Consider the following 26,603-nt stretch of genomic DNA (forward strand, 5'->3'; position numbering starts at 1 on the left):
TGCTCTTCACGCCGACAGCTAAACAAGCACTCGCCCACTATGGAATATGCGCCAATGAAGCGCGAATTTCCTCAGCAGTTGGTTTTAACTGCGGTAAACCACGTTGTTCCCGTCGACGCCCCAGGTAGTACAATATTGGCGAAGCTATAAATACCGACGAACTGGTACCAATCACAATGCCAAACAACATAGGTAAAGCGAAACTACTTACCGTTGCCCCGCCTGCAATGCCCATAGGTAACAAGGCCAGGAATGTTGTCGCAGAGGTATACACGGTTCTGGACAGCGTAGCGCCGATACTGCTATTTAATACCTCGAGTAGCGGTTTGTCCGGATTGGCCCGGAAGCCTTCACGAATCCGGTCAAACACCACAACCTTGTCATTAATGGAATAGCCTATCAGTGCCAACATGGCTGCCACGGCCGTTAAATTAAATTCGAGTCCGGTGAGAGCAAAAAAGCCAATGGTTTTAGTTAAATCCAGCAAGATAGTGGCAGTTGCCGCCAGCGCAAAATGCTGTTCAAAACGCAGCCACAAATAAAGCAGAATACCGCCCCCAGCTATTAGCACTGCAAGAATAGAGGCATCGGCAAACCCGCCACTTACCTTGGCGCCAACCATATCAACTTTGGGATAGCTAGCCGCACTGTCTTTGGCCGTTATCGCATTTTTCACCAGATTAACGGTATTACCGGCATCGCTGTTTTGTTGGCTCACCCGAATCAGGTAGTTTCCGGGCTCGCCGAACTCCTGAATACTGGCACCTTCTATTTGATGCTCTGCCAGAGTGTCTCGCACCTGTTCGACCGACAACGTCGACGATTGCATTTCAATCAGGGTGCCACCGGTAAAGTCAACGCCATAGTGAAGTCCGGGTTGGACAAACAAAATAACTGACCCGATAGACAAAATGGCAGAGGCCACCAACCCCACTACCCGGCCTCGCATAAAGTTAATGCGGCTAAGGCCAGATTGATTCAACCAATTGTTCCCAAAGGTCAATACCTGGCGAGACCGGTTGCGCGTAGCCCAGCCCATCATTTGACGGGTTACTGCCACAGCCGTAAAAATAGAGGTGAAAATACCAATACCAATCGTGATCGCGAAACCTTTTACCGGCCCGCTGCCGAACATAAACAACAAACTTACCGCTATCAGTGTGGTAAAGCTGGAGTCGAGTATCGTCGCGTAAGCTTTGTCAAAACCCGCCGGAATAGCGAGGCCCGCAGCCTTTCCTTTCGCAGACTCCTCTTTTATCCGCTCGTTGATGAGAATATTAGCATCAACGGCCATACCAATGGTCAGAATAATCCCGGCGATGCCAGGCAGCGTGAGCGTGGCGCCAAACGCACTGAGTAACCCAATAATAAGCCCGATGTTTATTGCCAGACTGGTGCAGGCAATCAATCCCCAGCGCCGGTAAAGCGTTATCATAAATGCAAACACCAGCGCCGCACCGATCAGGCCGGTAGTCACACCCATTTCAATAGCATCAGATCCTAAATCCGGGCCTACCGTGCGTTCTTCCATGACATCAAGTGGCACTGGCAATGCGCCAGCGCGTAGCAACAAGGCCAGGTCTTTCGCTTCCGAGGGCGTAAAATTACCACTGATTTCCCCCGCCCCGGCAGCAATAACCGAGCGTATCACCGGCGCAGTCAGTACTTTATTGTCCAGCACAATAGCCAGCGGCACACCAATATGACTTTTAGTCATCTCAGCAAAAATTCGGCTACCTGTGTTATCCAGTTTAAAGGTGACAACAGGTTCACTGGTGTTGGGATCAAAGCCCAGTTGCGCGTCTTTTATATGCTCCCCGTCCATCGCGACTTGTTTCTGTAGCCTGTACTGCTGGTTGCCCTCTGCATTAGGCAACACAATAGTGTTGGCTGAAGACGCATTGTCTGTCACCCAGTGAAATCGCATTTGCGCTGTTGTACCTAACAAATCGCGGATTCTAGACGGATCCGACACACCCGGCATTTGCACTAATACGCCATCATTACCTTGTCTGGTGATACTGGGCTCAACTAACCCAGACTCGTTAAGGCGACGACGTACCACCTCGAGGCTTTGTTCTATCGCATCGCTGGCCAGGCTCGCTTTATATTCCTCAGTGATGGTAAACGTAATGTGTTGCTGATCACGAGTTACATCAAACTGCTTCTCACCAGTGCTCCCCCGAGCCAGGCTAGCGGCTACCTCGCTAGCTTTGTCTGCGTCAGCGTTCAAACCAGTTAATGTGACTGAAAAAGAACCAGCATTCACTGGCTGAGATTGATAGCGAATGCCCTTGTCACGAAGGCCATGCAAGAACGTCTCTTTAGTATCTTGCAGTGTTTTTTCAATAAGCGGGCGGGTATCAGCGCCAAGCAATAAATGTGAGCCACCTTGTAAATCAAGCCCCAGTGACAATTGATTAGAAGCCAGCCAATCCGGTAAGCGCTGCAACGCGGTGGCAGGTAACATATTTGGCATTGCACTGAGCAAACCAATGAGAATAACGAGCACGTATATCACGCCCCGTGGGTGAAAAACTTTCATGGAAAATCCTTGTTAATCGAACAAATTGTGGTTGGCAATGCCAACAGAAAAAAATGGTTAGTTGATTAACAAATGGGAGGCGCGCGTGAAGGAGGTCGTGAGAATAAAGACGGGGCTGGTGAATTAACAACAACGAACGACGCTGACACCAAGCCGGCATACTGCCAATAAATCGTTTGTTGTCCCGGATATTTTGGCGCAAAGCCTTGTTCCGGCTCACTGGCCGATTGTTGACTTCTGATGAGCTGCGTGAGCTCTCGAGGGAATAACCCGTTATCTCTTTGACCTGCAACGGCTGCAGGTTGCTCTCCGGAGACTAACGCTGTATCCGTTGTATAAGATGCCGAGTGAGATACACCACTCAACCCTGCAAACACAACCAGACACCACAACCATACCCACATCGAGTTAGCTCGACGCACGGTTGTAGCGGTGTGTACAGAAGTGGTTTGCATTGTCGTTTTGAGTAAGTTCACGCGTTATTCTTTGTGCAATATGGAGGTTTTGCTGAGAAAAGCAATAGCCTGATCATAAAAAACCCGGCTTTCGCCGGGCTTTCAATATTTATAGAGATTGGCTGGTTGTTAAGCGGGGCTTATGCGGCCTGGCTTTCAGCTTCGTCTTCCACTTCGTGGGCCAGCAAGTATTCAAAGGCTGACAGCGACGCTTTTGCACCCTCGCCCATGGAAATAACAATCTGCTTGTAAGGCACAGTCGTTACATCACCTGCGGCAAAAATACCTGGTTCAGACGTCTTACATTTGTTGTCTACCACAATTTCACCGTGCTGAGTCAACTCAACAACACCTTTCATGAACTGGCTGTTTGGTACCAATCCAATTTGAACAAACACACCGGCTAACGGTAATGAGTGAACTTCATCAGTCGCTCTGTCCTGATACTCGATTGCTGTCACTTTGCCATTCTCTGCAACGATTTGCTTGGTTGCCGCGTTCTTAATGATGGTGACATTTTCACGCTTTTCGGCCTGGTTGATTAACACCTGATCCGCTTTCAGCGTTGGCATAAACTCGAATACGGTTACCGACTTTACAATACCGGCCAGGTCCAGTGCTGCCTCAATACCTGAGTTTCCGCCACCAATTACCGCAACATCCTTACCTTTAAAGAACGGGCCGTCACAGTGCGGACAGTACGCAACACCATTACCAATATTTTCTTTCTCGCCCGGTACACCCAGTTCTCTCCAGCGTGCACCCGTAGCCACAATAATGGTCTTGGTTTTAATCTGCTCGCCAGATGACAGAGTCAGTGTTTTAATGTTGCCCTTCTCGATAGATTCAACACGCACGTGTTCTTTTAACGTGATGTCATAATCTTTCATGTGTTCGGCAAGGTTACCCACCAGCTCGGGGCCCGTGGTTTTTGGTACTGAAATCAGGTTTTCAATACCCATCGTGTCTTTTACCTGACCACCGAATCGATCGGCAATCACTGTCACTTTTAACCCTTTACGCGCACTGTAAATCGCTGAGCTTACGCCTGCCGGGCCACCACCAATCACGGTAACGTCCTGCAGCGGTAATGACTGGCCAGCATTGGCCTGTTTCAACGACGGGTCGCGCTCTAACAACTTGTCGATTAGGGTTGAGGCGTCCACTTTACCGTTGGCAAACAATTCGCCATTCAGGTATACGCTGGGTACGCCCTGAATATCACGTTCGCTAACCAATGACTGGTATAAGCCGCCATCGATCATTTCGCTGGTGATATTCGGATTTAACAACGCGAATTGGTTCAACGCCTGGACAACGTCCGGACAGTTGTGACAACTCAGGCTGATAAATACTTCAAAATTCAGTTCTTCTTTCACACCTTTTACGATGCCTTGTACGCTATCGTCTACTTTCAGCGGTGTGCCTGACGCGTGCAGCATAGCCAGAACGAATGAGTTAAACTCATGTCCGCCTGGGATCCCGGAAAAACGAATACCGGTATCTTCACCATCAGCTTCCAGTAAGAAGCTAACAGAGCTGCGTAAAACGCCATTTGTATCTCGTTCTTCCAACTGGATCTTGTCGCTGATTCCTGCCACGTCAGACAGAAACTTCTTCAGCTCTTCACGCTTGCTGTGCTCACCTGTCTGTAGCACAAAGGTGACGGTTTTCTGCATGTTCGCAGCATAACCTTTCAATGCATTTAAAATATCTTGCGTTAACATAATAACTTCTGCCTTAACTGGAAACTTGGAATGTGCGGGCATTGAGCCCGCACGGACTAACTAGTTGGTAGTTGGTCTGTCTTAGATTTTGCCAACTAAGTCTAATGAAGGAGCAAGTGTTGCTTCGCCTTCTTTCCACTTAGCAGGACATACTTCACCTGGGTGAGAAGCAACGTACTGAGCTGCTTTAACTTTGCGAACCAGGTCGTCCGCGTCACGGCCGATACCTTCAGCAGTGATTTCCATTGCCTGGATAACACCATCCGGGTCAACAACGAAAGTACCACGGTCAGCCAGACCCATATCTTCACGCATACAATCGAAGTTACGAGTGATAACGCCTGTTGGGTCGCCGATCATTGCAAACTTGATTTTGCCGATAGTTTCTGACGCTTCGTGCCATGCAGCGTGAGTGAAGTGAGTGTCAGTTGATACTGAGAATACTTCTACGCCACGCGCCTGAAGCTCTTCATATTTGTCTGCAACGTCGCCCAGCTCAGTAGGACATACGAAAGTAAAGTCTGCCGGATAAAATACAAATACCGCCCACTTTCCCTTGATGTCTTCACTGCTTACTTCTACGAACTCGCCGTCTTTGAATGCTTGCGCTTTGAACGGTTTGATTTGTGTGTTGATTAAAGCCATTTACTTTCTCCAAAAGTTAGGGTTGTTACATTTCAATTTACTGAATCAATAGCACTGCTTTGTTACAGTGCAAAGTCACTGCTATTGACTTGTAGGTTCGATACGAAAATTCAAGGTTATCGGATGCCTTGAAGTCAGTAACGTTTGACTTGGGACAAGAATAGCCCTTGCAAAGGAGAATTTATAATTGGATTTGTTGAAAGGTTGATTCAGAAAAAACTATTAAAAAGAAGATAAGTGCAGAATTTAATCAATAAGAGCACAAGGCTCACTTTCCGAAAATGGGTGTCCCGAAATGCGAGCCGCAGTGTGTTAAGGCATAGCAGACAGCTGTACTTCGTTAATACCCAATGCCGTTAAATATTCATCCCGCTTTTGACGCTGTGCATCAATCAGTTTTCCGCTGTGTAATAAACGAGACGCATTGGATGCTACCTCATATTGAGCATCTGACAGTGGATCTTTTTTGTTAAGTTGCACAAGCACTTTTAACAGACTGAGGGCTATTGACTTGTCGTGAGGCGACAGTGTCATGGCCTGACACAGATTGTTGTAAGCAGGCAACATACGATTTTCGCGATAATTAACCGCTGCCATGTCTTTCAGTTCTTTGGTGGTGAACTTGATTTCCCGTCGCTCAATCTCTTCGCGTTTAAGGTACTCATCAACAACCTGGCTTGCCAGTGTATCGCCTGCAAGCTGAGAGCGGAGCTTATCCAGTATACTCAGGCAATCTTCTTTCATGCCCAACTCGTGATACGCTTTCATGAGATCCAGATTGTCTTCCAGGTTCATATTCACGCTGGTATCAAGTTGTTCTTTGAGTAACTTTTCTGCCTCACGCTTTTGCTGTTGTAAACAACACAGACGTGTTTTTACCACCACTAACTGATTAGACAACGCCTGACTGGTAGTGGCCTGGCGACTTAATTCGTCGAGTTCCTTTTGCAAACTGCGCTGCAACTTTTCAGACTCCTGCCCGGACACCGACGCCGCTAGATCCACCATAGTGCGAACCACATTCAACGTAAGATCAGGCGAATCATGAATGGAATTCTTGGCGTACTTCGCCATATTCTGTACGGCTTCCAACTGTCCGTATTTATCACGATTTAAACGCGCCAAATCCCACAGTTTTTTATTGCGCTCAATATTACGCGGTGCGAGTTTACTGGCTGCTTTTACTTGCTCATACGCGACGTCAAACTGTTCCTTGCCGATATAGTATTGCGCCAGCAGGTCGTAAGTCAGGAACTTTGTGTCATTGCGCTGCAATAAGTCTTCGATTAGCAGCTCAGCTTCTTCAATTTTGTCTTGTCTGAACAAGGATTTAGCCAGTCCAATATGAACCCAGGCGTGGTCGTATTCGGCTTTCAAATCGGAAAAGTACTTTTCCGCGCTAATATAATCGCGTAATTGAATCAGGCAATCGCCAATCATGCGCTTAAGTCTGGGGTGGTATTCCACCACGCTGCTGTCACGCAACCCGCGTTCAGCATGATAAATAGCGGCCGCATAATCGCCGTTATCCATACTGTGCATGAGTTTATTGAGCTTGCGACGAATATCGACTAAGTAGCGGAAGCGATGCTGGATGCGCTGTCTGGCTAGCGGTTTCACCCAAAAATCATCGGGCTGTAACTCGATAATACAGTTTACCAACTCCATGTTGGTTTCTGCACTGAGGAAAATAACGGTGGTTTTGTCTGAGATATACTGATGGTGTTTCAGTTCTTCGAACAAATGGAAGCCGTCTTTGTCGTTACTGACATTAAACGCCAGTAAAACAACATCGAAGACATCATCCTGACACAGTCGCACTGCATGGTAGGCATTTTGCGCACTGCTTACCTTCTTCACACCCAGATCGGTTAAAGCGGAATTAACTAAGTCATGTATCAGGCCCTGGTTGTCTACAACCAGCACTTTTAATTCGTCGATGCTTTTGGGTAATGGGATTTTTTCCATGAAGGTTGCCACTTAACTCCTGTTGCGTTCCCTGTCGAGTTGGTCGTTCCAGCTAAATCCAATACTCAGCTGAAAATACGCCGGGTAAACGTTTCGTTTACCCATTTAATTTAGATGTTATCCCGATTTTCATAAAACTGCCATACTCTGATTGGCAGAAATTAGCATAGCTGCGCTTTTAACCGCCTCACGGTATAAAGGCAGACAGGCCGTTACTTGGGTGGGTCTACGCGTTGCGCCGTGCTGTTGTTCACCCTGAACCAGCCCGCAATTGAAAAACGGTCTCGTGTTGCGGGCAACACTTCATGGGGAAACTCTTCGCTCAAAAATATCGCAATTGTCCCCATTAAAGGCGTTACAACCACGGTGTCGTCTGCATGTTCTTCCGGGTAAATCACCAACTCGCCGCCATCGTCTGGCCCCCACTGAGAATTCAGGTACAGGACAACAGATAACACACGGTTGGCTTCACCGCGAAAGGCATCGTAATGCTTTTTATAAAAGCTGCCTGGCGGGTAGTGCGCAAAGTGACTTTCAAAGGAAAACAAGCCCAGAAACAGCCGCCGATTGAGATACGTTTTCAGACTATTACTCCAGGCTAGCCATTCTGCTGTGGCCGGCAATTTACCATCTATCCAACTGATCTCATCGGTACGCACAAACTGATTTTGCTGAAACTGCTGTTCGCGGCCAATACCAGCCGGATCATAATGATGTAACTGCTGGGCTTGCGCGACCAGCGCGTCTAACAAAGCCGGAGATAACACCCCGTGCTGAATACTAAAGCCTTTGGTACTTAAGTCTTCCGCTATGCCTGAAAACACAGCGGTCTGGTCGATCGCAGCGGTAGTTAAATGATGTAAATCAGCCTGAATTTCCACGTGTAAACATCCAATTAATTTGTGCGCGCTTTATATGTTCAAAATCTCCGCAACTCAAGCTTTTTTTAAGCTCAAAGCGAGAATTTTTTCTATCGGTGTCAGGGCGCTTAACGGTAGAGCTCACGACACCTTCATGCTATGTTGATAGCCAGATTAGCGGTAATAAGGATCGTCGACACGATGAGTGCAGAAAACAGTATTGAAGATACCGAACATCATTTTGAACTACGCAACCTGACGCTGGAGGATTACCAGGACGTTAAGGCGCTGATGGACGACGTTTATCGTCATGTGGGCGGTGCATGGCCGTATAAAAACTTCAAAGCACAGGTAAATACGTTTCCTGAAGGCCAGATTTGTATAGAAGACAAAGGCACAGTAGTGGCTTTTGCCATATCCGTTATCGTGGATTACGACCAGTTCGGTGACAAACATTCCTACGATGAAATTACCGGTGACGCCTACCTGACTACCCACGATCCAAACGGCGATGTGCTGTATGGTGTTGAGGTTATTGTATCGCCTGAATACCGAGGGCTGCGTCTGGGGCGTCGGCTTTATGAAGCGCGCAAGGAGCTGTGCCGCAACCTGAACCTGAAATCCATTATGGCGGGCGGCCGTATACCCAACTACGCTAAGCACGCTGGTGAAATGTCGCCCTACGAGTACATCGAGCAAGTCAAATCCAAGGACATTTTCGACCCTATTCTTACTTTTCAGCTGTCCAACGGCTTTGAAGTTAAACAGGTTATGCAAGCGTATTTGCCGGAAGACAAGGCGTCGAAAGGCTATGCCACATTATTGCAATGGCACAACATTTACTATGAACCCGGTAACCCAAACCTGATCGGCGGTAAAAAGTCGAGTGCGCGAATTGGTTGTGTACAATGGCAAATGCGCTATTTCGAAAACGTGGAAGAGCTGATCCAACAAGTAGAGTACTTTGTTGATGCCCTGTCTGATTACGGCTGTGATATAGCGTTGTTCCCGGAATTCTTTAATGCGCCGTTGATGGGGCTAAGCCCGTCAGACTCGTCTATCGATGCTATCTGGCACCTGGCCGAATATACCGAGGAAATCCTGACTGCAACGTCGCGACTGGCGGTGTCTTACAATATAAACATCATCGCAGGTTCCATGCCGGTAACGGAAGAAAGCGAATTGTACAACGTCAGTTATCTGTGCAAACGTGACGGCACCATTGAGAGCCAGTACAAACTCCACCCTACCCCGCATGAGAAGAAAGACTGGATCATGAAAGGCGGGAATCACCTGCGTTGTTTCGACACGGATTTCGGCAAGATCGGCATTCTGATTTGTTACGACGTCGAATTCCCGGAGTTAGCGCGATTGCTGTCTGAACAGGAAATGCAAATTCTGTTTGTTCCCTTCTGGACCGATACCAAAAACGGCTACCTGCGCGTGCGTCGCTGTGCGCAGGCTCGCGCAATCGAGAACGAATGTTACGTTGCCATTGCAGGTAGCGTGGGCAACCTGCCCAAAGTAGACAACGTCGATATTCAGTACGGCCAGACCGCTGTGTTCTCACCGTCAGACTTTGCCTTCCCGCACGATGCCATCGTGTCAGAAACCACACCCAATACCGAAATGACGCTGATCGTTGATTTGGACCTCGACAAACTTACGCGCCTGCAAAACGAAGGATCTGTGCGTAACTATCTGGATCGTCGTCGCGACCTGTATCGGGTTGAATGGATTGGTGGTGAAGACGAATGATCCACAAATCAAAGCGTTGCTCTGTATTCGCTCTGCTGTGTACAGTACTGGCCTGCTTTCTGAGTTCGCCAGCCTTTTCGGCTGGCAACAGCAGTTTTTACCCATCCTCGTCGCCTGACTCACAAACCCAACGACTTGAAGAAGCCTTGAACCAAGCCCAAATGAAAGGCAAGCCCTTGTTGTTAATTCTAGGGGCAAACTGGTGTCACGACTCACGAGCACTGGCCGGTTATTTCGACTCACCAGAGGTGAAACAAGCCGCTAGTCATTATCAGGTATTGCCGGTAAACGTCGGCTATCTGGAAAACAAGTCGGCCTTATTAGGGCAATTCAACTACCCTGCATACTTTGCCACACCGACTGTATTGGCAATTGACCCAGTAAGTAAAGCGGTATTAAACCGAGCATCACTGGTTACCTGGCAATCAGCACACAATGAATCAGCAGCGGCGTTAGCCGAATACTTAGATTCAATTGTATCCGGCTCAGCAGTTGGCGAAACACACAGTGAAATTCCGCCGTCATTGATTGAATTTGAAACGCAGCAGGCAAACGTACTCTACGCGCACTACCAACACTTGGGTGTGTTGTTAAAGCAGGAAGACGAAGGCCAGGCTACACCGACGCTGAATACGAAATGGCGTGAAGTGAAAGCATTCAGAGTTAAACTGCAAAATGACCTGATTGACTTACACCAACAACCTGAACCGCCTGGTGCATTCCCCACTTACCCTGAAATTTCGTGGAAGTAAGCGGCCAGTTGGACGATTCAACGGCGATTGCACCTAAAAATGCCGTGGAATGTTGGTATTGCTGGTTAAATAACGATAACATCAGTAGCAGTATTATTAACTGCACCATGCGCTAAATTTGTCATTAGAGGGAATATGGCCAATAACTCGCGGAATGATGACTTTCCTACCATTCGATTAGATGAAGAAGATCGCCGTAATTTTCAAGCTAAAAGCAACCCGGTTCACCGTTCGGTAAGTCCCGGGACTCCCAGCGAACCCACGCCTTCATCTTCAGGTGGCGGTAAAGGACTTGCCGTTTTTGCTTTGCTATTCGGATTGGCAAGTTGTGGTGCAGCCGGCTACTTATACCACCTGACAACACAACAACAAGCGTTGCTTTCGGGTGCTGAACAGCGTATCCAGCAACTGGAAAACAAACTGTCCGCAACGGGCGAGGAAATCGGAGAATCTACCGTTGCTCTTCAAGTCAAAGTCACTGAACTGTCAAACAAAAGCAGCGAACTGTGGGAGCAGATGGATAAACTCTGGGCTTCCGCTTGGCGTCGTAACCAAAAAGAAATTGCTGACCTGTCGGATCGTACAAATGCAGATAAGAAGCAGCTACAGGAGTCGGTAGGTCAGGTTTCTCGTAACCTGGACAGCCAAAAAACACAACTCGCTGCACTGGCTACCAGCCTTGAAACCGTATCGGATGAAATGTTGGCCATTAATGTACAAATGGAACAGGTTGCTGCGGGCAGTACGTCACAAAAACAAAACGTGAAAAACCTCAGCGACAAGTTGGCACTGCTTGAACAGCGTAACAACGCGCTATCCAGCCGTATTTCGACATTGGAAAACGAATTGCGAAACCTGGCCACCAAAGTGGTATCGGGTGGAAGCAGTCCTGCTGCAGGTGGTACACCGCCTCAGTAAGCTTCGCGAAGACTAAACCGAACCCCAAAGCCTGCAGATCCGCAGGCTTTTTTGTATATTTTTTCATCACAGGCAATCTTTTCACGCCAATTTGTCGTAAGATACCATTCAAATGCTGCATCGCAGCATAGCTGTACAACCGTTGGTCACTGTGAGCCAGCGACGTTACTGTTAGTCATAAAAGGAATGGTTATGCGAAAGGTAACAATATCATTGGCTTTGCAAGGCGGTGGGGCGCACGGCGCATTCACCTGGGGCGTCTTAAACCGGCTGCTGGAAGAAAAATGGCTGACATTTGAAGGGCTAAGTGGTGCAAGTGCCGGGGCCATGAATGCCGTTATGCTTGCCGAAGGATGGCGAAAAGGTAAACAACAAGGCGCTAAGCAGCAATTAGCTGACTTCTGGTACGCCGTTGCCAGCCAGAACATAGACTTTGCACTGCCGGAGGAAATTACGCAGTCGGTAACCCAATGGTGGCTAAATGCTTTTCAGATGCTCTCCCCCTACAACATTAATCTACTGGACGTGAATCCCCTGCGTGACATAGTAGAAGCCAATGTCGATTTTAAAAAATTGCAGCGCGATAGTCCGTTTTCCTTGTACATTTCCGCCACTGAAGTCAGTACCGGCAAACTGGCCTTGTTTAACGCCGATGAATTAACCAGTTCTCACCTGCTTGCTTCAGCGTGCTTACCAAGTATCCATAAAGCGGTAGAAGTGTCGGGCAAACACTATTGGGATGGCGGTTTTGCCGGCAATCCTGCCATCTATCCGTTAATTCACCAATGTAAAGCAAAGGACATTCTGATTGTACTGCTTCAGCCCTTGATTCGGGACGAATTGCCTACCAGCGCTCAGGATATCAGTGATCGCGTTACCGAAATTGGCTTTCACAGCAACTTTATGCGCGAGATGAATACCCTTGCGCGTATTCGCACCATGCTAAAAGGTAAAAAGTGGTTGTTAGGCAAACTGGAAAAGCAAATCAACGCGTTGCGATTGCATTTAATAACCAATACCGAGGTACTAGGCGAACTCGACGCCGCGACTAAATACAACAACCGCAAGGGTTTTCTAGATTGCTTAAGAGAAGCCGGGGAACAAACGGCAGATCACTGGTTAGATGCCCATGCCGACGCATTGGGTAAACGCGAAACCTGCGATCTGACGGCTACATTCTAAGACTACAGTATTACACCTTAAACGCGCTGGCACGCTTAGCGAGAATGTCGTTCATTTGCACAAAGGTCTTTGCCTGCTGGCGAGTTTCATCACTCAGCGTCAACAACGCATTGGCCGCCGCCAGGATGGACGAAACTTCTGTTTGCATCGTCCCCGTTGCCTGACCCGCTTGTTGAGTTGCAACAGCCAGTTGTTGATTGTCAGTACTCAGTGCCAGTACGCTTTGCTGGCATTTCGCCAGTGAATCAACCGTTTGATTTGCTTGTACAAAGGCCTGCTCGGCAAAAAACTGATTGTTGTCCATGCTATCAACCGTTTGCTGAATGGCACCGACGATCTTCTCCAGAATTTGGTTTATTTGCAGTGTCGAAGACTGGGTGCGTGAAGCCAGTGTTCGCACCTCGTCAGCGACAACAGCAAACCCTCTGCCATGTTGGCCAGCCCTAGCCGCCTCGATAGCCGCATTCAGCGCCAGTAAATTGGTTTGTTCAGCAATCTCACTGATAACCCTTAGCACGGATCCCACTTGTTCCCCTGCGTTGTGTAGTGAGGCAAGTAACGCTGAAGACGCCTGAATATCGGCTTTTAGCTTAACAATGTGTTCTGCAGTAAGGGCAACATCCTGCTCACCTTGCTTTACCAATTCCGCGCTCTGTAGCGCTGCTGCAGACACACTGTCGGCATCTTCACTCGCCTGTAAGGCCCGGGCAACAAGACTATTGATATGTTCAGCCATTGATTCTGCCAGCCGCTTAAACCTGCTTGCCTGTTGATCGGTTGCCCCTGCCGAGGTTTGCAATTGTGCGGTTGATTCGACAATATCACGCACCACCTCGTTTAACTGCACATTGTCTGCCTTGAGCACCGTCATCATCTCTTCCACGTGCACTATCACTTCACCTATCTCATCATTAGCTGGCTGAGGTAATACCGTGTTTAGGTTTTTCTGACTAACAACAGAGTGCAGCGCGCGGGAGAGAGACTTGAGCGGTCTTACCAATGTCGTGTGTGCATAAATGACAGCAAGAACGGAAACGCTGAATACCAGCGCACCGGCAATCAAGCTTACGACAGACAGGGTAAAAATCGATTCATCGACATCTGTAGAAGCATTGCTGGCCTGCAAGCTTGCGTTACTTAACATCGAATTTAACTCCGTGAACAAGCCGCGCTTTATCGCATCGACATCGGTTAACAAAAGCCTGGCTTTATCCCAGTCAATGTTAGATTCAGACAACTCAGCTTTCAGTGCAGTTTGCGCAGCTAAAAATTGCTCAGCCAGCTCAATCAAAGAGGTGGTATCAAAATGGTATTGCGAAGACAGTTGTCGCAAACGCTCAGCTACCGTCGCCTGTAATTCGGACTGCTGTTGCTCGTAATCTGGCAGTTCTATGGTATAGCCATACAGCGCAAAGCCGAGCGTGTGCATTGTAGCCAGATCTTGTTGCAACGACTGAATAGTACGCATAGCTGGCAGCGCATTGTCTGTAAACACGCTTTTTTGCTGCGAAATCGAAGACAACGCCTGATGAATAAAGATACCGGAGATAAATAACCCGCTGAGAATAACCAGATACCCCAGCATTACTTTCACACTTATAGAAACTCGCATACCTGCCCATGTTTGCCGCGCGCCAGCGCGGTTAACTCCCGCCATTGTGTTTATCGAATTTCACAGAACGCTACGTCTTTTCAGGACAATGCCGGGAAAAGCGTAAAAAAAGCAACAATTCTGTGCGTACAGATAGAAGACCGGGGACGGAACTATTTTATTTCGGGCACAAAAAAAGCGCCGTAAAAGGCGCTTTTTTTCGACTTAGCTGCGAATTAACGACGCAGGCCAAGACGCTTGATCAGGTCCAGGTAACGCTGAGCGTTCTTGCCTTTCAGGTAGTCAAGCAGCTTACGACGCTGACTAACCATGCGCAGCAGACCGCGGCGTGAGTGGTGATCTTTCTTGTTAGAAGAGAAGTGACCTTGCAGTTTGTTGATGTTGTGCGTCAACAAAGCTACTTGTACTTCAGGTGAACCAGTATCACCTTCTTTAACACCGTATTCAGCAACAATGCTTGCTGTTTCTTCTTTAGTTAGTGACATACATTTCTCCTAGTAAATGCCAGACCAATCACTAATTCAGTCTGGCGAAATGAGCGCGTATTATACTCGGCGCAGCGTATGGCGCAAGTGTTTGCACTAAATAAACCGCTTACTGCGGTGCATAGACTACCGTTCGACGTGGTGAGACATAGAGTTTGCCTTCACCGGCTTTCTGATCTTTGGGGTTCAATATTGCTTCACCCACCCCAAGAAAAGCCGTTTGTGCGTCGATAATACCGTAGATACGATAAAACTGTCCGGCTTCGAGTGCCGACTCTGTTTCACCGCTGACACTTTGACCATGTTGCAGGCGATGCGTCTGCGTTTCATCAATATGAATCGCCGGAAGCGATTTTACCGCGGTATCCATGGGTAAAAGCAGCCCGTCAATTTGGTCGAATTCCCGCGTGGCGACATCTTCTGACACCATGGCTTCTATTGCTTCAATGGGTACCATTCTGTCAGTAGGGTAATCGGCCACTTTGGTTCTGTGCAAGCGGGTTACATAGGCGCCGCAGCCCAGCTGTTGACCAATGTCATCAACCAGTGAACGAATGTAAGTCCCTTTACTGCAATGTACGGTCATGTCCACTTCAGGCAACGCAATACGATTAATCGTCAGTGCAAAAATCGTGATATCCCGGGCTTCCCGCGGTACTTCAATACCTTGTCTGGCGTAGGTATAAAGCGGCTTACCCTGGTATTTCAATGCCGAGAACATAGAGGGGATCTGCTTGCTTTGGCCAATAAAGGACTCACAAGCCTGATAAACCTCGTCTTCGCTTACCGTTACCGGACGCTCTTCCACAACGTCACCGTCGGCATCAGACGTCGTAGTACGAATACCCAGTTTAGCGGTGACTTCGTACTCTTTGTCGGCATCCAGCAAAAACTGAGAAAACTTGGTCGCCTCTCCCAAACAGATTGGCAGCATGCCGGTTGCCAGTGGATCAAGTGCCCCGGTATGCCCCGCTTTCTGCGCCTGAAACAACCAACGGACCTTTTGCAACAACTGATTGGATGAGCCGCCTAACGGTTTGTCGAGCAACACAATGCCGTTAACTGCACGGCCTTTGCGTTTTCTGGCCATATTGCTTAGTCCTGCTGATCGTCCTGGTCTTCGTCAGTGTTAGTTTGACGCGCTTTATCGCGCGCAATGGTTTCACTGACCAGATTTGAGATACGCATCCCTTCGGTGATCGACTTATCTTCAAAGAAGTGCAGATGAGGAACTGAACGCATGCGAATACGCTTAGCCAGTAAGCCACGCAAGAACGCAATATTCTCGATAAGCAGCTTCATGTGGCTTTTCACCACTTCCTCATCGTTCTCGTAAAACGTAATAAAAACTTTGGCGTGCGCCAAGTCCCGAGACACTTCAACACCGGAAACCGTGATAAACGGCATGTTGCCAATACGGTGCTTGTATTCGTTTTGCAGCAAACTTGCCACTTCTTTGTGGATTTGCTGGGCAACCCTGTCAGTTCGAGAAAATTCCCGAGCCATGGTTACTCTCCTAATTACTATCAGGCCACGCGTCGCATCGCCCAAAATTCACAGACAAAAGCGGGGGCATCATAGCCCCCGCCGTTAACTTTTCGTTTAACCAGTTGGTTAAATCTGACGTTGAACCTCGATGATCTCGAAGACCTCAATCTGGTCGCCGACTTTAACATCATTGTAGTTCTTAACGCCGATACCACATTCCATACCGTTACGTACTTCTTGTACGTCGTCTTTGAAGCGGCGCAGTGATTCAAGTTCACCTTCGTAAATAACCACGTTTTCACGTAGTACACGAATTGGGTTACTGCGTTTAACAATACCTTCGGTAACCATACAACCTGCAATGGCACCCAGTTTAGGTGACTTAAACACGTCACGTACTTCAGCAAGACCAATGATTTCCTGTTTGAACTCTGGTGCAAGCATACCACTCATGGCCGCTTTCACTTCGTCAATCAGGTCATAGATAACGCTGTAGTAACGCAGATCAATTTCTTCAGCTTCAATCACTTTACGCGCAGTTGCATCGGCACGGACGTTAAAGCCCACAACGATAGCGCTTGATGCAGCCGCTAAGCTTGCATCTGTTTCAGTGATTCCACCTACACCACTACCTACGATGTTCACTTTCACTTCGCTGGTAGAAAGCTTAATTAGTGATTCAGAAATGGCTTCAACAGAACCTTGTACGTCCGCTTTCAATACCACGTTCAGTTCACTTACGTCACCGGCTTCCATGTTCGCAAACATGTTTTCCAGTTTCGCTTTCTGCTGACGAGCCAGTTTCAGCTCACGCTTCTTCTGATGACGCTTACCAGCAACTTCACGTGCTTTACGTTCGTCTTGTACAACCAGCGCATCTTCACCGGCTACAGGTACACCTGACAGACCTAAAATCTCTACCGGAGTAGATGGGCCAGCCAGCTTGACGTCATTACCGTTTTCGTCGCGCATCGCACGAACACGGCCGTACTCTTCGCCACACAGTAAGATATCACCCGCTTTCACTTCACCTTCCTGAACCAGGACAGAAGCGATTGGACCACGGCCTTTATCCAGACGTGATTCGATAACAATACCGCGCCCCGGACCTGTTGGGGTTGCCTTCAGGTCAAGTACTTCAGCTTGTAAAGAAATGGCTTCCAGCAGCTCGTCAACACCCATACCGGTTTTCGCCGATACGTTAACGAACTGGTGCTCACCACCCCACTCTTCCGAGATAACTTCTAACTGAGACAACTCAGTTTTAACGCGATCCGGATCAGCGGTTTCTTTATCCATCTTGTTCACAGCGATAATCAGCGGTACACCTGCTGCGCGGCTGTGTTGTACCGCTTCTTTAGTTTGCGGCATAACACCATCGTCAGCGGCAACAACCAGAACTACGATATCAGTCGCTGTTGCACCACGTGCACGCATTGCGGTAAACGCGGCGTGTCCAGGTGTATCCAGGAAGGTAATTTTACCTAAATCTGTTTCTACACTGTAAGCACCAATGTGCTGGGTAATGCCACCCGCTTCGCCTGCTGCCACTTTGGCACGACGAATATAATCAAGCAGTGAGGTTTTACCGTGGTCAACGTGACCCATGATGGTAACAACCGGTGCACGGGTAGATTTCTCACCTGCACCTGAGCCTGCCAGCAATTCATCTTCAAGGGCGTTATCGTTAACCAGTTCGTATTTGTGGCCCATTTCTTCAACAACCAGAACGGCTGTGTCTTGGTCCAATACCTGGTTAATGGTTGCCATTTCACCCATTTTCATCATGGCTTTAATGACTTCCTGCACCTTGATTGCAAGGCGACTTGCCAGCTCACCTACCGTGATGGTTTCGCCCAGCTTAACGACGCGCTCAACCGGTGCAGCAGGCTTATTAAAGCCTTGCTTCAGGCTTTCACTTGCATTCTTCTTCGGCTTCTTACGACGACGTGAAGAACGCTCTACCTGCATATCTTCTTCGTCTTCGGCTTCCTGAGCGTAACGGTTAGAGTGCATGTGCACCTCTTCCGCTTCTTCTTTCTTACGACGCTCTTCTTCTTCTTTCCAGCGACGCTCGTTCTCTTCAGCCAGTTTGCGCGCTTCTTCAGCCGCTTTCTTAGCGTCTTCTTCAAGCTTGCGCTGTGCTTCTTCTTCCTGTTGCTTACGCAGACGTTCTTCTTCCTGACGAGCAGCTTCCTGCTCCTGCTTTTCTTCTTCCGTCAGTTCAGAATCAGCTTCAGCACGCGCAGCAGCTTCTTGCTTCGCTTTTTCAGCACGGCGCGCTTTTTCTTCTTCGGCGGCTTTGCGAGCTTCTTCTGCTTTACGCGCTTTTTCTTCAGCGGCTTTGCGCGCTTCTTCAGCTGCACGCTCTTCTGCTTCACGCTTCAGACGCGCTTCCTCTTCCTTGCGTTTCGCTTCTTCTTCCGCCAAACGTTGCTCTTCAACGTCGGTACGTTTCACGTAGGTACGCTTTTTACGTACTTCTACTTTCACCTCTTTAGACTTACCCACGCTTAACGTGCTGGTAGTCTTGCGTTTTAGTGTCATGCGAGTCGGCTCACCAGAACCGGCACCACCATGTTGCTTACTGAGATGATCTAACAGTTTGCGCTTTTCATCTTCAGTTACGCTATCGCCGGCTGCTTTTTTAATGCCAGCATCGCTAAACTGACTGACTAACCGGTCAACGCTTGTCCCGATATCACTGGCGAGTTTTTCAATGGATACATCTGCCATTACGCGTTTTTCCCCTTGTCGACCTTACTCTTCGTTGAACCAGACTTTGTTTCGTGCGGCCATGATCAACTCACCCGCTTTCTCTTCGTCCAGTCCTTCTAATTCACAGATATCATCAGTACCTTGCTCTGCCAGAGCTTCCAGGTCTGTAATACCTTTACTTGCCAGCACAAATGCAACGTGTCTTTCCATACCTTCCAGGTTGAGCAACTCTTCAGTTGGCTCAGATCCTTCCAGTGATTCTTCGTTGGCAAGTGCTTTTGTGGTCAGTGCGGCACGAGCGCGGTTACGCAGCTCTTCTACAGTGTCTTCGTCCAGTCCTTCGATTGCTAACAGCTCGCTAACCGGCACGTAAGCAACTTCTTCCAGTGTGGTGAAACCTTCGTCTACCAGCACTGACGCGAATTCTTCGTCGATGTCCAAACCTTCCACAAATGTGCCAAGTACCTTGGCGTTTTCTTCTTCGTGCTTCTTATTGAGATCCTCAACGGTCATTACGTTAAGTTCCCAACCGGTCAGCTGGCTGGCCAACCGTACGTTCTGGCCACTCCGGCCAATAGCTTGCGCCAGGTTGTCGGCTTCAACCGCAACGTCCATAGTGTGGCTGTCTTCGTCTACAACGATTGATGCCACTTCAGCAGGCGCCATCGCGTTAATCACGAATTGTGCAGGGTTTTCATCCCACAGTACGATATCAACACGCTCACCGCCCAATTCACCGGATACAGCCTGTACGCGAGAACCTCGCATACCTACGCAAGCCCCTACCGGGTCAAGGCGTTTGTCGTTTGTTTTAACGGCAATCTTGGCGCGAGAACCCGGGTCACGGGCTGCTGATTTAATTTCCAGTGTCTCTTCTGCGATTTCCGGTACTTCCAGACGGAACAGTTCGACCAGCATCTCTGGATGCGTACGGCTCACAAACAATTGCGCACCGCGGGCTTCCGGACGAATTACATAAAGTAAGCCGCGCACCCGGTCGCCTGGACGGAATGTTTCGCGCGGTAACATGTCGTCGCGGTAAATCACGCCTTCTGCGTTGTTACCCAGATCAACAATGATATTGTCGCGGTTTACTTTCTTAACGGTACCCGTTACCAGCTCACCCACTTTGTCTTCGTATTCCGCAATCATTTGCGCGCGCTCAGCTTCACGTACTTTTTGTACGATCACTTGCTTGGCGGTTTGCGTGGTAATACGGTCAAACGCAATGGATTCAATCTGTTCTTCTACAAAATCGCCAACCTGAATATCAGGCTCATCGATTTGAGCAGCAGACAGTGTCATTTCAGCGAAAGGGTTTTCCTGCGGCTGGTCGTCAGGAATGACCTGCCAGCGGCGGAACGTGTCGAAGTCACCGGTGTCGCGATGAATGCTGACACGCACTTCGATTTCGCCTTCATTTTTCTTTTTCGTGGCGCTTGCAATGGCATATTCTAAGGCCTCGAAAATCTTCTCTCTAGGCACTTGTTTTTCATTAGAAACGGCTTCAGCCACTAACAAAATTTCTTTATTCATCTTTGCCTCACTGGTTGCATTCCCGACTGGGAAGCAGGTCTCATTTCGTTATTATTCGAATGTTGGAACCAAATTACCTTTTTCAATCCCGGCAACGGGTAACGCAAATTGTTCTCCGTCGATCTCGATTGTTAGCGTGCCATTTTCACACGCCAGTAATTTCCCTTTAAAATTGCGTCGGTTATCCAAAGGCAAGGCCATTTTGACAGCGACGATTTCGCCCACCACTTTTGCATAGTGCTGCTCAGTAAACAGCGGTCTGTCCATGCCCGGTGATGAGACTTCTAAGTTGTACTCAGTGTTAATTGGATCCTCAACGTCGAGTATTGCACTGACCTGAAAACTCACATCCGCGCAGTCGTCAACGTTTATGCCATTTTCGTGATCAATGTATACCCTCAGGATCGAGTGTTTGCCCGCGCGTACAAATTCAACGCCCAGTAACTCAAATCCCAGTGCTTCTACAGCCGGAGTTAACATCTCCGTTAGTCGCTGTTCTAGCTTTGACAATCCTAACCTCCAAAAACGAAAAAAGGGCGTTACGCCCAATGTCCTGATACCTTTTACAGATATCGCGTTGTGCTTGGAACCGCAGTAACAAAAAGCCCCGATAATCGGGGCTTCTTGCTTGAATAATTCGGTCCCATTTTGCCTGCATCAGGCAAAGTTACCAGCGCAAATTACTGTGCTGTGTAACTGGAAGCTTCCACATCCCGGTAAAATCCGAGGCGAAACGCTTATTTCTGCGACGCATTATACTGCCTGTGAGGCAACATAGCAACCGGCATACTGGCTTAAGCTGAATATATATTGCACTGTGTCTGTTATATACATGCACCATATTGAATAAGCCACTGCTGCAGTGTCACAAAAAATTAATCTTCCTTCCAGCGCTCTTTAATTTCAAGGATGGCCCCCAGATTGGCTTCCAGCAACTCGACCAGTTTGGGTTCGAAGTGCTCACCTGCCTCGCGTTTCATCAGGTCCATGGTTTTCTCTACGCTCCAGGCTTCCTTATAGGGACGCTTGCTGGTTAGCGCATCAAATACATCAGCAATGGCTACAATTCTCCCCTCAATGGGGATCTCCTCGCCCTTTAACCCATTCGGGTAGCCCTTACCATTCCACTTTTCGTGATGCGTCAAAGCAACAGATTTTGCGATCCGCAATAAATCGGAATCCGCTTCACCGAGGATTTCCGCACCGATTTGTGGGTGTGTTTTCATCACCTCAAACTCTTCGTCGGTCAGTTTACCTGGCTTGAGCATAATGTGGTCGGGAATCCCTATCTTGCCAATGTCATGCATAGGGGCTGCGTGTAATAAGGTTTCTGCCTGCTGTTCAGAAAAACCATAAGCCAATGCCAGCACTTTCGAGTAGTGACTCATTCGCAATACGTGCATACCGGTTTCGTTATCTTTGTACTCGGAAGCCCGCCCTAATCGCTGGACGACCTGTAAGCGGGTACGCTTAAGTTCATCTGCCTGCACCAGCGATAAATGCGTATTAACCCGCGCCAATACCACAGCCGGTGAAATAGGTTTGGTAATATAGTCTACGCCGCCCACTGCGAAGCCTTCGGCTTCATCTTGTTCGTCACTCAATGCAGTAACAAAAATAACGGGAATTGGCCGGGTGATAAGCTCCTGCTTCAACGCTTTACAGACCTCGAAACCCGTCATTCCGGGCATCATGATATCGAGAAGGATCAAGTCGGGAAGCTGACTTTGCGCTACTCGCAATGCCTCTGTGCCATTTTTTGCATAGACCAGGCTGTACTTGTCACCCAGCACATGTTTTAAGACCCGTAAATTAGCGGGCTCATCATCTACCAAAAGCAGTGTAGGCTTAGCAGCCGTTTTTTGCATAGTGACTATCCGTTTAATCGTTCAATAAGTTGACTTAGGTGTTCTATTGCCAGCTCAAACTCAAAATCATCTATAGCGTCCAGTATAGCCTGAATTTCACTGGCAAACTGACTTTGCGTGAAGACAGCAAGCTCATTGAGTTCGTGCTCATCAACGCGGTTGTGCTTCACGCCATCCAGCAGACTTTCCAGTATCGTCTTCAACTGGCTTATATCGACTTGAGCGGCTTGTTCAGCAGCGCTTTCCTGTTCCTGTGTGACATGAGAAGCCACCTCATCGGCAATACTCAATAAACGCTCAAGTACGATTTCCAAATCAGTGTCATCCTCGCTTGCATATTCCAGCACTTTGCACGTTACCATAAACTGAATTAACCCCAAATTACCGGCAACGCCTTTAAAGCGGTGAGCAAGTGATTTCAAGCTAATGAAATCCCGGGATTGGATCAAGGATGCAAACTGCGCTTTTTCATTGTCAAAATCAGTAAGGAAGCGTTTGATCTCCTGAATAAGCTTTAACTGACTTCCCCACAGACTTTCGCCCCTAGACCAGTCAATTAAAGCGGTATCTGTAGGTTCTGGTCGAGCAGCCAGTGCCGTTCCCTGAATACCTAACACGCGGGCGATTTCATTACACAGTACCGGGAAATCAATAGGTTTGTTGGCAAAGCCTTCCATGCCGGCATCAGAGGCTGACTTTTTATCCTGTGCCAGCACACTCGCAGTCAGTGCGATAATGGGCGTGGCCTTTAAACCGTGCTCACGCTCGAATTCCCTGCGTCGGGTAGCAGCAGTCAAGCCATCTAATACGGGCATTTGCAGGTCCATTAACACCACATCGAAACTGTGCGCTTCCATGCGTGCCAGTGCTTGTTCACCATCCTGAGCCACTGTCACTGTATGTCCGGCCCGCTCCAGCAATAACTTCAACAAATCAATATTTTGTTCGATATCGTCGACTATCAGCACATCGAGTTGCGGCAATGACATCGCCTGCAGTCGTTTTACCTGCTGCGCTGACACCACTGGACTAAGTGGTAAAGTGAAAACAAAACGCGTGCCTATATTCTTCTCACTGTGCACTTCAATAGTGCCGCCCATTAGCTCGACAAGCTGTTTACTGATCGTCGTGCCCAAGCCCGTGCCACCAAACTTCCGGGACATTGAGGCATCTGCTTGCGCAAACGCATCAAAGACCTTGTTCACCTGCTCTTCAGACATACCAATGCCAGTGTCTGCAATAATGAATTGTACGTCGCCGCTCTGCACAGGTTGCACTGTCAGGGACACGCAGCCTTGCTCAGTAAATTTCACCGCGTTACCCACGAGGTTACTCAGTACCTGACGTACTCGTTCCGGAGCACCATTATAGGCTTTAGCCAATTTCCCAGACAGGTCTACACGCAAATCAAGCCCTTTGCGTTTTGCCTCAAGCCAGAAAGTAGAAATCACCGTGTCGATTTCTTCGCTCAACATAAAATCGGTGTATTCAAGCTCAAGTTTACCTTTGTCGAGCTTGGCACTGTCCAGAATATCATTTAATAGATGCAATAAAGAGCGCGCCGACCGGTTAATCGTAGACAGGTGCTTGTGTTGCTCAGTATTCAGCGGGGTATCCAATAAAATATCACTGAAGCCAATAACCGCATTCATCGGGGTCCGAATTTCATGGCTCATATTCGCCAGGAACGCGGCTCTGGATGCTGCGGCTTGTTCGGCGGCATCTTTGGCTATAAGTAACTCATTTTCCATATTACGGCGGTCAGTGATATCCATAATGAAACCGTCTAACCACAGAATTTCATTCGCTTCATTGCGGATAAATCGACCATGCTCCCTTACCCAACGAATATCACCGCTTTTAGCGATAATGCGATATTCCATAGCATATTCCTGCTGGTCGGCTATGGCTTCCTCAATAATCGACAGATCATCGGGATGGAACAATTCCGTAAAGCTGATGCGAGGCGCAGGAAGTAAAAAGTCCTGAGCAGTGTAGCCAGTAATACGCTCAACGGCCTCGCTAATAAACACCATTGGCCAGGTTGTGTCGTTCAGGCAGCGATAAGCGATACCGGGAATATTGGCAATCAGCGAGCGGAATTTTTCTTCATTCTCCTTAACCGCCTTTTCCATGGCTAAGCGTTCGCGAATATCGGCAATAAAGAGGATAAAAAACGGTTCGTCGTCTATTTGTGTGTGTGACACGCTGATCCGCACCGGCACAGGGTGAAGATTTACATCCAGCGCCATTACATCCCGGCTATTGCCGATTAGCTTTTCGTCGCTGGGTTCCTGCGCATTATTAAAGAACGCATCATTGTACAAATGGCGTCTGTTTTCAGGCACGATATTAACTACCGGGAAACCTACTAACTGCGATTTAGTCCAACCTAATATCCGGGTAACAGATGGATTCGCTGACAGTACAATCCCTTCTGAGTTGATCGTAATGACCCCTTCAACTGCACTATCCATAAGGCCCGTAAGGCGCTTTTCATTAGCATTCGCGACTTTGGTAATTTCTTTGTATTTCACTAATAAGCTAATACCCAGCACCATTGCAATGACCATCGACGCAATGAAAGTGACAACCGCAGCCATAAACACAGAGACTTCCGTATCTTGTGCTATGAGCTCTACGCCTGGCGGTGTCACAAAGCGCGCTGCAGCCATGCCTGTGTAGTGCATGCCTGAAATCGCCAGCCCCATCACAAAGCCAGCCATCACATTGATTTTAGTATTCGATAAGCGCGCTTTAATAATGTTGTTAATACCAGTGCGCACCCAAAGTGACAGCATAGCCAGTAGCACAGCGACGACAATAGATAGCAGGAAGATATGCAGGTCATATTTCAGCAGCGGCGCCATTTGCATCGCTGCCATGCCTATATAATGCATTGCGCCTATTCCGGCACCGACCAATACACCGCCAAGTACAATATGCAGAGGGGAAACTGTGTTTGTAATTAAAAATCGTAAGGCAACCCAGGCGGCACCCACACCGGGCAGCATCGAAACCAGTGTTATATGCCAGTCATAGTTAACTTCCGTACACAGTTCGAAAGCTAACATACCCACAAAGTGCATAGACCAAATACCGACACCTTGGGCAATAGCGCCCACCATTAACAGTGAACGCTTGGCAAAATTCGATTGCGCCGTTCTTGCCTGGGTCGCGACCTGAAAGCCCATGAAAGACGCAAAAACGGCAATAGCTACCGATACCAGTACAAGATAAAATTCGTACTCACCGGTTAATAATAAAGAGGTCTCTGGGATCTGAAACAGGGCCAGGATGTCATTCATTTACCGCATACCTTATATACTACTGGTGACCATTCCGCCCCCCATCCTGAGGAAACGACGATGCGGTCTAAAATTATAAACAATAATAAATCGTTTACTCGCAATTATTTAGCAGCGTGCCCGCGTCTACTACTAAAGTCAAATACATTCTGATAAATGTACGACAAATTGAGTTGAGAGCTTGCGAATAAGGGCTGAAATCCATGACTAAGCGGTAATTTGAAGCGTATAGGTGGCGTTAACGGTGAACGATTTGTCTGTTTATTTGGTAGATAAGCAAACAAAAATAATTGATAAGCCATCAGAATAAGGTGGTATTTTCAAGGAGCTAAACATGAAAGCGTTATTACTAATTCTGTCAATCTGGTTATTATATATCAGTTTATCCAACAGTAACCTGGAACTTGAACTTAGTTTCAGGAATCAAAGTGTCGCTTTAGAAGCCTCGCTGATAAATGGACAATATGCCTTTAGTATTCAGTCCAATCTACAGCCCGTAATAGAAAAAGAATGGTCTAAAGAATCGACAACACCAGTCTCTTTGCTGCCTGACAGTTCGCGAAACAACCTGCAAACTTCACCCTTGCGCGCGTCAACCCAAGATGCGGAGAACGACCATATCAGCTTTCACGCACTGAGAGTTCTGGAGATGTTAGTGAGCTCAACGGGACTTGTTAACTTTGCTGGTACCAAGTGTACATCAGTATTTCGGCAGGGAGTTTAGATCATACAAACTAGTGCATAACTCCACTCTGTACGATGGCTGAAAAGTATATCT

At 48.1% G+C, this 26,603-nt stretch carries 20 protein-coding genes; 5 read left to right on the forward strand and 15 right to left on the reverse strand.

All coding sequences use genetic code 11. The annotated features are described in order from the left end of the window. Positions 1-37: 37 nt before the first annotated feature. The 6 genes from secD to BUB81_RS09195 form a co-directional block, all read right to left on the reverse strand. Positions 38-2,545, reverse strand: coding sequence for a protein translocase subunit SecD (gene secD, locus BUB81_RS09175; RefSeq protein WP_073321780.1), 2,508 nt, complete (start codon positions 2,543-2,545; stop codon positions 38-40). A 65-nt stretch (positions 2,546-2,610) separates the two neighbouring features. Next, entirely contained in the window at positions 2,611-3,021 is a 411-nt protein-coding gene (locus BUB81_RS21935) for a hypothetical protein (RefSeq protein ID WP_139241544.1), read from the reverse strand. 119 nt (positions 3,022-3,140) lie between these two features. After that, positions 3,141-4,727: an alkyl hydroperoxide reductase subunit F gene (ahpF, locus tag BUB81_RS09180; RefSeq protein WP_073321782.1), complete on the reverse strand. Its 1,587-nt coding sequence runs from the start codon at positions 4,725-4,727 to the stop codon at positions 3,141-3,143. An 81-nt stretch (positions 4,728-4,808) separates the two neighbouring features. After that, positions 4,809-5,372, reverse strand: a complete 564-nt coding sequence (gene ahpC, locus BUB81_RS09185) for an alkyl hydroperoxide reductase subunit C (RefSeq protein WP_073321785.1) — start codon at positions 5,370-5,372, stop codon at positions 4,809-4,811. A 312-nt stretch (positions 5,373-5,684) separates the two neighbouring features. Then, on the reverse strand, positions 5,685-7,352 hold the full coding sequence (locus tag BUB81_RS09190) for a response regulator (protein WP_245819148.1): 1,668 nt from the start codon (positions 7,350-7,352) through the stop codon (positions 5,685-5,687). A gap of 200 nt (positions 7,353-7,552) precedes the next feature. Further along, positions 7,553-8,221, reverse strand: a complete 669-nt coding sequence (locus tag BUB81_RS09195) for a 2OG-Fe(II) oxygenase (RefSeq protein WP_245819149.1) — start codon at positions 8,219-8,221, stop codon at positions 7,553-7,555. Between the two features lie 180 nt (positions 8,222-8,401). Between BUB81_RS09195 and BUB81_RS09200 the strand changes: the two genes are divergently transcribed. The 4 genes from BUB81_RS09200 (at position 8,402) to BUB81_RS09215 (ending at position 12,810) form a co-directional block, all read left to right on the forward strand. Next, positions 8,402-9,958, forward strand: a complete 1,557-nt coding sequence (locus BUB81_RS09200; RefSeq protein WP_073321791.1) for a bifunctional GNAT family N-acetyltransferase/carbon-nitrogen hydrolase family protein — start codon at positions 8,402-8,404, stop codon at positions 9,956-9,958. Continuing rightward, positions 9,955-10,710 carry a thioredoxin family protein gene (locus BUB81_RS09205; protein ID WP_073321794.1) on the forward strand — a complete coding sequence of 252 codons (756 nt, stop codon included), beginning with the start codon at positions 9,955-9,957 and terminating at the stop codon, positions 10,708-10,710. The genes BUB81_RS09200 and BUB81_RS09205 overlap by 4 nt, the downstream gene beginning before the upstream one ends. Before the next feature lie 135 nt (positions 10,711-10,845). Then, complete coding sequence (locus BUB81_RS09210) at positions 10,846-11,628, forward strand: hypothetical protein (protein WP_073321797.1); 783 nt, start codon at positions 10,846-10,848, stop codon at positions 11,626-11,628. Positions 11,629-11,820: 192 nt separating this feature from the next. Next, positions 11,821-12,810: a patatin-like phospholipase family protein gene (locus BUB81_RS09215; RefSeq protein ID WP_084526391.1), complete on the forward strand. Its 990-nt coding sequence runs from the start codon at positions 11,821-11,823 to the stop codon at positions 12,808-12,810. A gap of 10 nt (positions 12,811-12,820) precedes the next feature. Here BUB81_RS09215 and BUB81_RS22120 read toward each other — a convergent pair whose 3' ends face one another. The 9 genes from BUB81_RS22120 to BUB81_RS09260 form a co-directional block, all read right to left on the reverse strand. Continuing rightward, positions 12,821-14,422, reverse strand: coding sequence for a methyl-accepting chemotaxis protein (locus BUB81_RS22120; protein ID WP_175555790.1), 1,602 nt, complete (start codon positions 14,420-14,422; stop codon positions 12,821-12,823). Positions 14,423-14,637: 215 nt separating this feature from the next. Further along, positions 14,638-14,907 (reverse strand): 30S ribosomal protein S15, encoded by a 270-nt coding sequence (gene rpsO, locus BUB81_RS09225; RefSeq protein ID WP_073321806.1) that lies wholly within the window; start codon positions 14,905-14,907, stop codon positions 14,638-14,640. A gap of 109 nt (positions 14,908-15,016) precedes the next feature. Further along, the gene (gene truB / locus BUB81_RS09230) at positions 15,017-15,997 is read right to left on the reverse strand and encodes a tRNA pseudouridine(55) synthase TruB (protein ID WP_073321809.1); all 981 of its coding nucleotides are present in this window, start codon (positions 15,995-15,997) and stop codon (positions 15,017-15,019) included. A gap of 5 nt (positions 15,998-16,002) precedes the next feature. After that, a complete protein-coding gene (gene rbfA, locus BUB81_RS09235) occupies positions 16,003-16,413 on the reverse strand; it encodes a 30S ribosome-binding factor RbfA (protein WP_073321812.1) in 411 nt (136 codons plus the stop codon). A 108-nt stretch (positions 16,414-16,521) separates the two neighbouring features. After that, positions 16,522-19,131, reverse strand: a complete 2,610-nt coding sequence (infB, locus tag BUB81_RS09240) for a translation initiation factor IF-2 (RefSeq protein WP_073321815.1) — start codon at positions 19,129-19,131, stop codon at positions 16,522-16,524. Between the two features lie 24 nt (positions 19,132-19,155). After that, positions 19,156-20,649, reverse strand: a complete 1,494-nt coding sequence (nusA, locus tag BUB81_RS09245; protein ID WP_073321817.1) for a transcription termination factor NusA — start codon at positions 20,647-20,649, stop codon at positions 19,156-19,158. Between the two features lie 51 nt (positions 20,650-20,700). Further along, positions 20,701-21,159, reverse strand: coding sequence for a ribosome maturation factor RimP (rimP, locus tag BUB81_RS09250; protein ID WP_073321820.1), 459 nt, complete (start codon positions 21,157-21,159; stop codon positions 20,701-20,703). Positions 21,160-21,524: 365 nt separating this feature from the next. Beyond that, entirely contained in the window at positions 21,525-22,517 is a 993-nt protein-coding gene (locus tag BUB81_RS09255; protein ID WP_073321824.1) for a response regulator, read from the reverse strand. 5 nt (positions 22,518-22,522) lie between these two features. Further along, positions 22,523-25,825, reverse strand: a complete 3,303-nt coding sequence (locus BUB81_RS09260; RefSeq protein ID WP_073321827.1) for an MHYT domain-containing protein — start codon at positions 25,823-25,825, stop codon at positions 22,523-22,525. 334 nt (positions 25,826-26,159) lie between these two features. On the opposite strand from BUB81_RS09260, the gene BUB81_RS09265 reads away from it, so the two are divergent. Further along, complete coding sequence (locus tag BUB81_RS09265) at positions 26,160-26,549, forward strand: hypothetical protein (RefSeq protein WP_073321830.1); 390 nt, start codon at positions 26,160-26,162, stop codon at positions 26,547-26,549. The last annotated feature ends 54 nt before the right edge of the window (positions 26,550-26,603 follow it).

This window comes from Marisediminitalea aggregata (assembly GCF_900129565.1).
Taxonomy (GTDB): Bacteria; Pseudomonadota; Gammaproteobacteria; order Enterobacterales; family Alteromonadaceae; genus Alteromonas; species Alteromonas aggregata.